We start from the raw sequence: 11,951 nt of genomic DNA, 5'->3' as shown, positions 1-11,951 counted from the left end.
ACGTTGAACGCGTAGGGGTAGAGGTGCCCGTCCCAGCCGACCACGTCGAACGGGTGCTCGGGGACGACGTGCACCGTGCCGGCCAGCCCGCCCGGCCCGGTGCCGCGGTGCTTGACGTAGACCTCCACGTCGCTGCCCTCGACCAGCAGCGGCTCGGCGGGGGCGCGCAGGTCCCGCTCGCAGTACGGGGCGGACTCGAGGAACTGCCCGTAGCGGGACAGGTACCGCCTGGGCGGGGCGATGTGGGAGTTGGCCTCGATGGCGTAGGTGCGCAGCGGCTCGGTCCCGGTCGGGATCCAGCGGTGGGTGGTGGTCCGCGGGATGACCACGTAGTCGCCGGCGCCCACCTCCAGCGCGCCGAACACCGTCTCCACCCTCGCCGCGCCCCGCTCGAGGTAGACGCACTCGTCGCCGGTGGCGTTGCGGTAGTACGGGCTGGTCAGGGACGACACCGCGTAGGAGATGCGGACGTCGCCGTTGCCCAGCACCAGGCGGCGGCCGGTGACCGGGTCGAGGGCCTTGTGCTCCTCGCCGGGGAACAGCTCGTGCAGCCTCAGGTGCCGGGGCACCAGCGGGCTGTTGGGGGTCAGCGTCTGGTCGGGCAGCTCCCAGGGGCGGGCGTCGACGATCGCCGAGGGCACGCCGCGGTGGTAGAGCAGCGCGGAGTCCGAGGAGAAGCCCTCCTCGCCGACCAGCTCCTCGTGGTACAGGCCGCCGTCGGGACGCCGGTGCTGGGTGTGCCGCTTCGGCGGGACGCTGCCCACCTGCCGGTAGAACGCCATGGAGATGCCTCCTCGAATCGAGGGGCCAAAGTGGCCACTTTGGCCCGGGAGCGGGACGGGTCAGGCCGGGACGGGGGTGGGGACGGGGCGGGTGAGCAGCCGGGCCACCGCGGGGGCGACCTCGACGGCGCGCGTGAGGACGGCGGCGACGTGCCCGTCGGGCCGCAACACCCAGACCTCGTCGGGCCGGATGCCGAGCGCCTCGCGCAGCGTCGGCCCGCCGTCCAGGTTGCGGACGCGGTGCACGGCCACCGGGAGGTCGCCGAGGTCGGGCAGGGACGGCGTCTCGGCGTCGTCCCCGACCAGCACGGTGACGCCCGCGCGGGCGAGCTGGCGCAGCCGGACGACGTCCGGCCGGCCCGGCACGGTGACCGGGCAGTCGGGCACGAGGACCCCGGGGGCGGGGACCGGGACGTCGCCGCGGGCGGGGCGGCCCGGGAACGGGCGGCGCTCGTCGGGGGTGGTCAGCGGTGAGTCGACGTACCAGAACGGCTCGGCCAGCCGGCCGGAGTCGACCTGTGCGCGGGCGGCCGGGTCGGTCGCGGCCCGCTCGAGGACGTCGAGCCGGTGCCGGGCGTCGTCCTCGCTGCCGGGCACCAGGAACCGCATGGTCGCGCCGGTGACCTCGATGTTCTCCAGGGCCGCGGCGTGCCGCTCGTCGTGGTAGCTGTCCAGCAGCGACTCCGGCGCCCAGCCGCGGAGCACGAAGGCCACCTTCCAGGCGGCGTTCTCGGCGTCGAGCACCCCGGAGTTGAGGCCGCGCGCGCCGAAGGGGGAGACCAGGTGCGCCGCGTCGCCGGCGACGAGCACCCGACCGACCCGCATGCGGTCGACGACCCGGGAGTGGAACCGGTAGACCGACTTCCACACGACCTCGTAGTCGCGGTCGCCGATGACCTGGCGGATCCGCCGGTCCAGCCCGCCCGAGGCCTCCTCGGCGGCGAGGTCGAACTCCGGCGGCACCTGCCAGTCGATGCGGAAGGTGGAGTCCGGGCAGGGGTGGATGAGCACCTGGCGGCCCGGGTTCCACACCGGGTCGAAGTAGAATCGGCGCTCGGTCTCCCAGCCGGGCAGGTCGGTCCGGATGTCGCAGATGAGGAAGTGGTCGTCGAACGTCTCGCCCTCGAAGGTGAGCCCGAGGGCCGACCGCAGCTCGTCGCTGCGCGGGCCGGGGCAGGCGACGACGTACGAGCCGCGCACCCGCTGCTCGCCGTCCCCAGTCGCGCAGGTGAGGGTCACACCGGACTCGTCCTGGTCGACGCCGGTCACCCGCGCGCCCCAGCGCACCTCGATCAGCGGCTGATCGGCGATGCGCGCGTCGAGCAGCTGCTCGGTCTCGCACTGGGAGATGTTCACGAACGGCGGGAACGGGGACTTCCCGCGGTCGGCGAACTGGAAGCTGAACAGCTCCGCGTCGCGGTGGAAGGTGCGCGCCGTCGTCCAGGTGACGCCGCGGCGGGCGACCTCGGCGCCGACACCGACGGCGTCCCAGACGTCGAGGACGTCGCGCTGCTGGCAGATCGCCTTGCTGCCGATCGCGTCCCGCTCGGGGCGGCCGTCGAGGACGACGACCCGCAGGCCCCAGCGGGCCAGGAGCAGCGCGGCGGTCTGGCCGACCGGGCCGGCGCCGACGACCAGCACGGGCAGGTCGGAGGTCATCGCGGGCCTCATCCCTGCAGCTCGTCCCAGACCTGCCGGTCGCGCTCCGCGGTCCAGATGACCGGGCGCTCGATGCCGGAGAACTCGTCCCACAGCCGCTGGACGTCGAAGGGCAGGCAGTGCTCGAAGATCGGCCACCTGCCGTACTTGGGGGCCAGGGCCTCGTGCGTCGCGGCGAAGGCCTGCGTCAGCGTGCCGCCGGCGCGGTGCACGTCGCCGACCGTGCGCTGCATCGTGAGCAGGAAGTCGCGGGTCTGCTCGATCGCGGCGTCCACGCCGTCGCGGCCGCGGGCGATGGCGCCGCGGCCACCGACCAGCTGCTGCGCGCCGAGCGCCTTGACCCGGTCGAGGGTGCCGGCCGCCCAGTCGAAGTGGAACGCGTCGCCGGTGTAGAGCGCGGCCTGCGACTCCACCAGGTCGCCGGCGAAGACGATCTCCTGCTTGGGCAGCCAGGCCACGATGTCGCCCTCGGTGTGCCCGCGCCCGAGGTACTCCAGGACCAGCTCGCCGCGGTCGCCGCCGAGCTCGATGGTCAGCTTGTCGCGGAAGGTCATGGTCGGCCAGGTCAGGCCGGGGATGGACGCCGGCTCCTCGAACAGTCGCGGCATCCGGCCGTACTCGCTCTCCCAGTCCTGCTGGCCGCGCTCCTCGATGAGGTGCTTGGTCTGCTCGGAGCTGACGACCACCTCGGCGTCGAACGCGCTGGCGCCCAGCACGCGGACGGCGTGGTAGTGGCTGAGGACCAGGTAGCGCACCGGCTTGTCGGTGTGCTCGCGCAGCTTGGCGAGCCAGCGGCGGGCGGCGACCGGAGTGGCCAGCGCCTCGAAGCAGACGAGGAAGTCCTCGCCCTCGACGGCTCCGACGTTCGGGTCGCCCTCCGCGGTCAGCGCGTACACGCCGTCGGCGAGCACCTCGAGGGTCTGTTCCTTCACGCCCAGGTCGGCGGAGGAGGCGAAGGGCTTGGCGGCCATGGACGGGTCTCCCTCGTCGTCGCTCTATATTCGGACAAGCGGTCCGCTTATCGACTCCGAGGTTACGACGTCGTGATGGCCGACACAAGCCCCTCCCGGGAGACGGGGAACGCCGCCCACAGGGCCGCCGCGCTCGCCGCGAGCCCGACCAGCGCCGCTACCGGGTGTGCCGCGACGGCGTCGAAGACCGGCTGCAGCACCGACTCACCCCCGGACAGGACCGCTGCCGCCCAGGCCACCGCGGCGACCAGCCCGGCGACGGCGAGGCCGACGCGGACCACGGGGAAGGCCCGCGACCGGCTCATCAGCACCACCAGCGGCAGGACGACGGCGACCGCTGCCAGCTGCGCCAGCTCGACGCCGACGTCGAAGCCGAGGACCGCCGACACGGTGGCTCCGGGATCGAGGGGGAGGTCGAGGATCGTCGTCGCGAAGGCGGTGCCGTGGACCAGTCCGAACAGGCCCGCGATCCACACCGCGCCGCGGGGGACGAGCGGACGGACGGCGTGCACCGCCGCCACCGCGATGGACGCCGCGACGAGCACCTCGACCGGCCTCGTCGGCACGCTGACCCAGCCGAGGGAGACCGCGGCGAGGGTGAGCGAGTGCCCGACGGTGAAGGCGCTGACCACCAGGCCGGCCCGGGCCATGGTGGCGCGCAGGCCCCGGCCCTCCCGCCAGCGGGCCCGCAGGCCCCGGCCGGCCGCGACCAGCGGGGCGGGCAGCAGCAGCATCGCGAGGAACAGCAGGTGGTCGGTGCCCTCGGCGATGTGCTGCACGCCGAGCGCGACGGTCGCGGTCATCCCGCTCTCCCAGGAGGCGTCGTCCCGGTCCAGCGCGATCGTCGACTCGTCGCCGGTGAGGACCCCGACGAGCTCGGGCTCGCCCTCGGGCACGACGCCCGCCCGCCAGTCGCTGACCACCGACACGGACACGTCGTGGGTGGCGATGCGCTCGGAGACGGCGTCGTAGTCGAGCGCCACGTCGCCGACCGTGCTCCCGGCCGGGGTGGCCTCGACGTCGACCAGGAGGGTGGGCAGGTCGTCCACCGTGCCCAGCTCGACGGAGGTGACGTCGACCTCGTAGCCGCCGTTCTCGTCGGTGAGCGCCACGTGCTCGGCGACGTAGGACCCGATCGCGGACGCGGCTGCGGCCACCCCGGCGGCGTCGGCCGGGACCTCGCTGCCGGTCACCAGGGTGTAGCGGTCCAGCGGGATCTGCAGCTCCAGGTCGACCTCGTCCTCGCCCACCGTGAGCAGGACCGCCGACGTCTCGGAGGGGTGCGCCTGCGCGGCGGCGGGCGCGGCGACCAGAGCGAGTCCGGCCGCCGCGGCCACCACCGCCGCGCGCCCCAGGAGGCGGCGGGGCATCAGGCGTCGCTGCCGTAGTCGGTGGCCTTGTCGCGGTAGACCGTGTGCAGGTGGATGCCGGAGAACCCGATGCCGGACTGGTGCACGTACTCGATCCACACGCGCGGCCCGCTGATGCGGAAGTAGGCGTCCTCGCTCTCGGAGTCCGTGGAGCCGGACCACGACACGTACGTCTCGTCGTAGGCGGCGACGTACTCGGCGACGATCTCGTCGGCGACCTGCTCGTCGACGTCCCCCACCCACTCGCGGATCGCGGCGGTCACCAGCTCCTGCTGCTCCTGCGACAGGTCGGAGACGAGCACGCCGCCGTCGTCCGGGTAGCTCGCGCCGTCCTGCCCCGCGCCCATGACGACGTCGTCGTAGATCGAGTCCAGCTCGGCCGTCGCGAGCTGGTCGTCGGAGAGGCTGCCCAGGACGGCGGAGACGGCGTCCTTCATCGAGCCGAGCGGCTCCATCGCGGTGCCGTCGTCGGCCGTCCAGGTCTGCGGCTCGATGCCGACGAACTCCGGGGTGATGGTGACGGTGTCGCCGGCGTAGTCGACGTTGAGGGCCAGGTGGTGGCCGCCGAACTGCAGCAGGAACGCGCTGTCGGTCGCCGGCCGGCCGAAGAAGGCGATGAAGTAGTTGTCGCTGCTCCAGTCCAGGCCGCCGCCGGGGCCGCCGCCGCTGTCGCCGCTCTCGGCGAGGACGTCGTCGGCGGCCATCATGTCGAGCACCTGTTGGTAGCCCTCGTCGCTGAGTGCGGCCTCGAGGACGGCGAGCGCCGCCGTCCGCTGCTCGTCGGTGAGGTCGCCCATCGCCAGACCGTTGCGCTGCACCATCCCCTCGGGGAGGTTCGACCAGGTGCTCTTGGCGTCGGCGTCCGAGTAGTCGTACAGCAGCGTGTCGAGCTGGTCGTCGGACAGCGTGGCCAGGAAGGCCTCGGCCGCGGCGACGACCTCCGCGGTGTTCGAGTCCTCGGCGGCCGCGATGGTGACCTCCGTGGGGACGGACGAGGTCGAGGCCGAGGTCGTCGAGTCCTCGCTGGTGCCGCAGGCGACGGCGGTGCCGAGGAGGGCCAGGGCTGCGAGGCCCCCGACGAGCGGTCGGCTGAACCGGCCGACCAGCGGCCGGCGCCGGTCCTCGGCAGGGGTCGGGGGCACGGGAGTCGGGGTCATGCCGTCACCGTCGGTGCCCGCCGTGTGGCGACCCTGGAGCCCGCCTGGACGCCCGCTGGGAAGGGGTGTGATCCGGGTCGCGCGCCCGTGCCGGCCGGCGCCGACCCTCTTCCGAGGGTGCTGCCAGGAACCCGGGGCACGGTGGCCCGGGAGTCCCCCGCGGCGAGCCGCAGGGGAACCGAGGGACCACGAGGAGGAGATCCGTGCCTGTCCTGACGAGCGAGCGAGAGGGTCTGTCCGGCGGGATCGCCGTCGTCGAGGAGCGCGGCGTCCCGGTCGCCCGTCTCTCCGGGGAGATCGACGGCACCGTCGTCGCCGCCTGCGACCGCGGTCCGGCCGCGCCGTTCCCGTCGGTCATCGACGCCTCGGCCGTGACCTTCCTGGACTGCCGGGGCCTGCGGTTCCTCATCGAGCGGACCCGGGCCGCGCGCCGCGCCGGCCGCACGCCGCAGTTGCGGCGCCCGCCGCGCGTCGTCCTCCGTGTCCTCGACCTCACGGGGGCGCGGGACCTCTTCCTCGTCACGCCGTGACGCCGTGACGGCACCGGCCGGGAACGCGGGCGCGGCCCGCCTCCGGGTGGAGACGGGCCGCGCAGCGGGGTCGGGCGGGGGCCGCCCGGTCGGTCAGCGTCCGCCGACGGCGACCGGCTCGTGCTCCTCGGCCCGGGCGGGCGCCGCCTTCTCCAGGGCCGCGCCCTCCACGTCGAGGACGGGGAGCCAGCGCAGCCAGCGGGGGAGCCACCAGGCGCCCCGGCCGAGCAGGGCGAGCGCGGCGGGGACGAGCACCATGCGGACGACGAACGCGTCGAACAGGATCCCCGCGGCCAGCGCGAACGCGATCGACTTGATGGTCGCCTCGCCCGCGGGCACGAACCCGGCGAACACCGAGAACATGATCAGCGCCGCGGCGACGACGACCGGCGCGGCCTGCCGGAAGCCGGTGCGGATGGCGTCCAGGGGCCGGGCCCCGTGGGCGTGCGCCTCGTGCATCCGGGAGACCAGGAAGATCTGGTAGTCCATCGCCAGCCCGAACAGGATCCCGATGACGAGGATCGGGGTGAGGCTGATCAGCGGGCCGGTGCCGTCGAGGTTGACCACGTCGGCCAGCCAGCCCCACTGGAACACCGCCACCGTGGCTCCCAGCGAGGCGCCGATGGTGAGCAGGAAACCCAGCACGCCGACCAGCGGTACCAGCAGCGAGCGGAAGACCAGCACGAGCAGCACCAGCGCCAGACCCACGACGAGGGCCAGGTAGACCGGCAGCGCCTCGTCGAGGCTCTGCGCGACGTCCACGCTCACCGCCGTGGCGCCGGTGACGGAGGCCTGCGGGCCGTCGGTGCCGGCGAGCAGGTCGCGCAGGGCGTGCACGAGGTCCTGGGTGTCCTGGCTGGTCGGCCCGGACCCGGGGATGACGGTGAGCAGCGCGGCGGTGCCGTCGGCGTTGGGCACCGGCGGCGTGACCAGGACGACGTCGTCGAGCTCGGCGATCGGGCCGCTGACCCGCGCGGCGGCCTGGGCCGCGCCGTCCCCGTCGAACAGCACGGTCAGGGGCCCGGTGGAGCCGGCGCCGAAGCCGTCGGCGAGCAGCTGCTCGGCCCGCGCCTGGGTCGAGCCCTCGGGCGGGGTCTGCACCAGAGTCGTCTGCATCGAGAAGGCCGGGACGGCGATGACGCCGAGCGCCACGACCGTCAGCAGCAGGGACACCACACGCCGGCGGGTGACCGTGGTGACCCACCCGTCGAGGAACCCGCGCCGGCCGCGGGCGTGCGCCGGGTGCCGGGTCGCCTCGTGGGCCCCGCGCGCCGCGCGCTGCCTGCGCGGCAGCGCCCGCTCGCCCAGGAGGCTCAGCGCGGCCGGCACGAGGGTCAGGGCGACGAGGACGGCGGCGACGATGGTGGCGGCCGCGGCGATGCCCATCTGCGTCAGGAAGGGGATGCCGACGACGAACAGGCCGGCGAGGGCGATGACGACGGTGAGGCCGGCGGTGACCACGGCCGACCCGGCGGTGCCCACGGCCGTGGCGATCGCGGTGCCGACCTCGGCGCCGTGCCGCAGCTCCTGCCGGTACCGCGTGACGATGAACAGCGCGTAGTCGATGCCGACCGCCAGGCCGAGCATCGCCGCGAGGATCGGGGTGGTCGAGGACAGGTCGACGAACCCGGTGGCGATGGTGATGCCCAGGACGCCGATGCCGACCCCGACGACCGCCGTCAGGAGGTTCATCCCCGCCGCGATCAGCGAGCCGTAGGTGACGGCGAGGACCACCAGGGCGATGACCACACCGATCGCCTCGGCGGGGCCGCCGACGTGCGGCGGCGCCTGGACGGCCTCGCCGGTCACCTCGACGGTGAGCGCGCCGTTCCCGGCGGCGGCCACGGCGTCGAGCAGCGCGTCCTGCTGCTCGGGGGTCACCTCGCCGGGCAGGGCGTCGTAGGTGACGGTGCTGTAGCCGGTGGTCTGGTCGGCGTTGACCGCGGGGGCGGCCGGGTCCAGCGGGTTGCTTGCCGACGCGACGCCGGGCAGCTGCCCGAGCTCCTCGACCAGGCCGGCGACGGCCGCCCCGTTCTGCGGCGTGGTCAGCGTCTGGCCGTCCGGTGCCTGCAGCACCACCCGGGCGGTGGCCCCACCACCGGCGCCGAACTCCTCCCCGATGCGCTCGAGGGCGATGGTCGACTCCTGCCCGGGGATGGAGAAGCTGCTCGACGTCTCCCCGGCCAGGGTGGCCGCGCCCGCGCCGCCGCCGGCGAGGACCACCAGCCAGACGACCAGCACGGCCAGTCGGTGCCGGTGCGAGAAGGCACCGAGTCGGGACAACAACACAGCCATGCGGGATCAGGCCTCCACCTGGTCGGGGTCGGGGTGTGCAGCGCCGGGGCGGCCGTGCCCGAGCGCGTCGAAGCAGGTGGTGACGATGTGCTGCCGCCACGCGGTGGTCTGGTCGGCGGAGTGCGCCGCGAGGGTGAGGACGGCCAGCGCGCCCAACGCGCCGAGAGCCCGGACCAGCCGCGACGGCTCCGTGGTGTCCGGGTCCACGTCGAAGGCCCGCAGCACCAGCTCGGCGACGGCGTGCTCCGGCCCGGCGGTGTCGAGCTCGGTGGCCGGTGCCAGCATCAGCGCGACCAGCCCGGGGTGGGCGAGCGCGACGTCGACGAGCACCTCGACGGCACGCCGGTCGCGCCCGGCGCCCGGCGGCAGGTCGCCCACCTGGTCGAGCACGCGCCGGCCGAGGACGCCGGCCTGGGCGAGCACCGCCTCGTGCAGCGCGTCCTTGCTCGGGAAGTGGTGCAGCAGGCCGGCCTTGGACAGGCCCACGGCGTCGGCGACGTCCTGCACCGACGTCTTGGCGAACCCGCGGCGCGCGAACAGCGCGGCGGCGCGGTCGAGGATGCCCTCGTCGATCTGCTGCCGGAACGGTCGAGCCACGAGCTGAGGGTAGGCCCTCCCGACCGATTCGGTCGGCCGACCGACCAGAATGGTGGGTGGGGTGTGCCACAGCTCGCCCGTCTCGGCGAGGCCCCTTCGAGGGGCCGGCGGCGTTGACCGGCCCGGACGGCGGCCCCAGCCTGGACGCCGACCCCGCCCGCCGCGGGGCGGTCCGTGAGGAGGAGCTGCCGCGATGACCTCGTCTCCCGGAGTGCACCTGGGGCTCGTCGGCACCGGCCGGATCGGCGCCATGCACGCCCGCACCCTCGCGGCCCTGCCGGAGGTGGCGCGGCTGACGCTCACCGATGCCGACCCGGCTCCGGCGCAGCGGCTGGCCGCGGAGCTCGGCGTCGACGCCGCCCGGAGCGTGGAGGAGCTGATCGCCTATGGGGTCGACGGGCTGGTGGTGGCCGCGGCCACCCCCGCGCACCCGGCGCTGATCAGGGCGGGGGTCGACGCCGGCCTGCCCGTGCTCTGCGAGAAGCCCGTCGCGCCGGACGTCGCCGCCTCGCTCCCGGTGCTCGAGCACGTCCGGGCGGCCGGCGGCGTCGTCCAGATCGGCCACCAGCGCCGGTTCGACCCCGGCTACCTGGAGGCCCGGCGCGCGGTCCGGGCCGGCGAGCTCGGCTGGCTCCACAGCATCCGCGCGGTGACCTGCGACGCCGCGCCGCCCCCGGTGGCCTTCCTAGCCACGTCGGGCGGCCTGTTCCGGGACGTCAGCGTGCACGACTTCGACGTCCTCGCCTGGGTCACCGGCCGGCGGATCGCCGAGGTGTACGCGATGGGGAGCAACAACGGCGACCCGGCCATCGGGGAGGTCGGCGACGTCGACACCGCCCTGGCCGTGTGCACCCTCGACGACGGGACCATCGCCACCGTCACGGCGTCCCGCTACAACGGCGCCGGGCACGACGTGCGGCTGGAGGTCCAGGGGTCGCGGGCCACCCTGGTCGTGGGCCTCGACGAGCACGCCGCCCTGCGCTCGGCCGAGCCCGGCGTCGCCTTCCCCGCCGGTCGCCCGCACGCCACCTTCGCCGAGCGCTTCGCGGTGGCCTACCGGGCGGAGGCGCAGGCCTTCGTGGAGCTGGTCCGGGGGGAGCGCGACAACCCGTGCCCGCCGGAGGACGCCGTGGCCGCCTCCCGCGTCGCCGACGCCGCCCAGGAGTCCCTGCGCACCGGCCGGCCGGTGCGGGTCCCGGCAGCCGACACCCCCGCGCCCGCCGGCCCGGTGTCGGCCGGCGCGTAGACCGCGCGGGGCAGGCGCGACGACCGCCCCGGGTCCGCAGGAACCACCCCTGCCGGACCTGGGGCGGTCCGTGTCCGCGCGGCCGGTCCCCCGGGGGAGCGGCGCCCGCCCGGACGTCACGACTGTGCCTCGACGCGACGCCCCTGCTGGGCAGCCGGGCCGGCGAGGAGGACCCTTGACGCTCCTGGTGAGCCGTGTCACATTGGCCCATGTCACTATGTCCGGACATAAGGACGGCACGAGGACCCCGTGTCCCACGGCTGAGCGCTCGACCCGACGTCCCGGACCGATCAGGTCAGCGGTCACCAGCCCGGTGGCCATCCCCGACGAGGAGACACGAATGAGGACCAGCCGTAGGTCGCTGAGAGTGGCGGTGGCCGTGGCCGCCGCTGCCACGGCGCTGGCCGCCTGCAGCAGTCAGGGGGGTGCGCAGAACGAGGCGACCCCCGGCGGTGGGCAGGACTACACCATCGCGATGGTCACGCACGAGGCGCCGGGCGACACGTTCTGGGACAAGATCCGTGCCGGTGCCGAGGCGGCGGCGGCGAACCTCGGGATCACCCTGAACTACTCCAACAACCAGGACGCCGGTGAGCAGGCGACGCTCATCCAGAACGCGATCGACAGCGGTGTCGACGGCCTGGCGACCACCCTCCCGACCCCCGACGCGGTCGGGCCGAACGTGCAGAAGGCGGTCGACGCGGGGATCCCGACGGTCGCGTTCAACGCCGGCATCAACGACTACACGAACTACGGCGTGCAGATGTACTTCGGCTCGGACGAGGACCTCGCCGGGCAGACCGTGGGCACCAAGATCGCCCAGGAGAGCCCCGGCCACACGGTGTGCGTCATCCAGGAGCAGGGTCAGGTCCAGCTCGAGGCCCGCTGCGCCGGCGTGACCAAGACCCAGCCCGACACCGAGATCCTCTACGTCAACGGCCGGGACCTGCCGGCGGTGCAGCAGACGATCGGCGCCAAGCTCCAGCAGGACGCCAGCATCGCCAACGTCGTCACGCTGGGCGCCGACATCGCGCTGGCGGCCCAGCAGGCCAAGACCGACTCGGGCAGCCAGGCGAACGTCGTCACGTTCGACCTGAACGCCGACGTCGCCGAGCAGATCGAGAGCGGGGGGATCCTGTTCTCGGTCGACCAGCAGCCCTACGTGCAGGGCTACATGGCCGTGACCGCGCTGTGGCTGAACCTCACCAACGGCAACGACATCGGCGGTGGCGGCCCGGTGCTCACCGGCCCGTCGATCGTCGACTCCTCCAACATCGGCCCGATCGTCGAGTACGCGAACAACAACACCCGGTAAGCCCGCTCGGGGGAGCCGGGGTGGACCCC

Annotated in this window: 10 protein-coding genes; 3 read left to right on the top strand and 7 right to left on the bottom strand. The window is 74.3% G+C overall.

All coding sequences use genetic code 11. The annotated features are described in order from the left end of the window. The 5 genes from ACI782_RS20055 to ACI782_RS20035 all read right to left on the bottom strand — a co-directional run. Positions 1–782: cupin domain-containing protein (locus ACI782_RS20055; protein ID WP_456911849.1), on the bottom strand; the 782-nt coding region annotated here is incomplete at its 3' end. A 60-nt stretch (positions 783–842) separates the two neighbouring features. Continuing rightward, on the bottom strand, positions 843–2,441 hold the full coding sequence (locus tag ACI782_RS20050) for an FAD-dependent monooxygenase (RefSeq protein ID WP_456911848.1): 1,599 nt from the start codon (positions 2,439–2,441) through the stop codon (positions 843–845). An 8-nt stretch (positions 2,442–2,449) separates the two neighbouring features. After that, a complete protein-coding gene (locus ACI782_RS20045) occupies positions 2,450–3,412 on the bottom strand; it encodes an MBL fold metallo-hydrolase (RefSeq protein ID WP_456911847.1) in 963 nt (320 codons plus the stop codon). Positions 3,413–3,474: 62 nt separating this feature from the next. Beyond that, entirely contained in the window at positions 3,475–4,782 is a 1,308-nt protein-coding gene (locus ACI782_RS20040) for a HupE/UreJ family protein (protein ID WP_456911846.1), read from the bottom strand. Continuing rightward, on the bottom strand, positions 4,782–5,939 hold the full coding sequence (locus ACI782_RS20035; protein WP_456911845.1) for a DUF3500 domain-containing protein: 1,158 nt from the start codon (positions 5,937–5,939) through the stop codon (positions 4,782–4,784). Before ACI782_RS20035 ends, ACI782_RS20040 begins: the two co-directional genes overlap by 1 nt. A gap of 203 nt (positions 5,940–6,142) precedes the next feature. On the opposite strand from ACI782_RS20035, the gene ACI782_RS20030 reads away from it, so the two are divergent. Beyond that, entirely contained in the window at positions 6,143–6,469 is a 327-nt protein-coding gene (locus ACI782_RS20030) for an STAS domain-containing protein (RefSeq protein ID WP_456911844.1), read from the top strand. Between the two features lie 93 nt (positions 6,470–6,562). On the opposite strand, the gene ACI782_RS20025 is transcribed toward ACI782_RS20030, so the two are convergent. Together ACI782_RS20025 and ACI782_RS20020 are read right to left on the bottom strand one after the other, a co-directional pair. Next, positions 6,563–8,764, bottom strand: a complete 2,202-nt coding sequence (locus ACI782_RS20025; protein ID WP_456911843.1) for an MMPL family transporter — start codon at positions 8,762–8,764, stop codon at positions 6,563–6,565. A 6-nt stretch (positions 8,765–8,770) separates the two neighbouring features. Next, the gene (locus ACI782_RS20020; protein ID WP_456911842.1) at positions 8,771–9,361 is read right to left on the bottom strand and encodes a TetR/AcrR family transcriptional regulator; all 591 of its coding nucleotides are present in this window, start codon (positions 9,359–9,361) and stop codon (positions 8,771–8,773) included. Between the two features lie 193 nt (positions 9,362–9,554). Between ACI782_RS20020 and ACI782_RS20015 the strand changes: the two genes are divergently transcribed. After that, on the top strand, positions 9,555–10,607 hold the full coding sequence (locus ACI782_RS20015; RefSeq protein ID WP_456911841.1) for a Gfo/Idh/MocA family protein: 1,053 nt from the start codon (positions 9,555–9,557) through the stop codon (positions 10,605–10,607). 340 nt (positions 10,608–10,947) lie between these two features. Then, a complete protein-coding gene (locus ACI782_RS20010; RefSeq protein ID WP_456911840.1) occupies positions 10,948–11,922 on the top strand; it encodes a substrate-binding domain-containing protein in 975 nt (324 codons plus the stop codon). The last annotated feature ends 29 nt before the right edge of the window (positions 11,923–11,951 follow it).

It is taken from the genome of Geodermatophilus sp. SYSU D00703 (assembly GCF_054050155.1).
The sequence above is the reverse complement of the archived record's forward strand: the minus strand, read 5'-3'. Positions and strand labels throughout refer to the sequence as shown.

What these genes read in the sequence shown, in the direction of transcription:
- ACI782_RS20050 (WP_456911848.1), bottom strand. Translation starts at nt 2,441, where the DNA reads ATGACCTCCGACCTGCCCGTGCTGGTCGTCGGCGCCGGCCCGGTCGGC.
- ACI782_RS20045 (WP_456911847.1), bottom strand. Translation starts at nt 3,412, where the DNA reads ATGGCCGCCAAGCCCTTCGCCTCCTCCGCCGACCTGGGCGTGAAGGAA.
- ACI782_RS20040 (WP_456911846.1), bottom strand. Translation starts at nt 4,782, where the DNA reads ATGCCCCGCCGCCTCCTGGGGCGCGCGGCGGTGGTGGCCGCGGCGGCC.
- ACI782_RS20035 (WP_456911845.1), bottom strand. Translation starts at nt 5,939, where the DNA reads ATGACCCCGACTCCCGTGCCCCCGACCCCTGCCGAGGACCGGCGCCGG.
- ACI782_RS20025 (WP_456911843.1), bottom strand. Translation starts at nt 8,764, where the DNA reads ATGGCTGTGTTGTTGTCCCGACTCGGTGCCTTCTCGCACCGGCACCGA.
- ACI782_RS20015 (WP_456911841.1), top strand. Translation starts at nt 9,555, where the DNA reads ATGACCTCGTCTCCCGGAGTGCACCTGGGGCTCGTCGGCACCGGCCGG.
- ACI782_RS20010 (WP_456911840.1), top strand. Translation starts at nt 10,948, where the DNA reads ATGAGGACCAGCCGTAGGTCGCTGAGAGTGGCGGTGGCCGTGGCCGCC.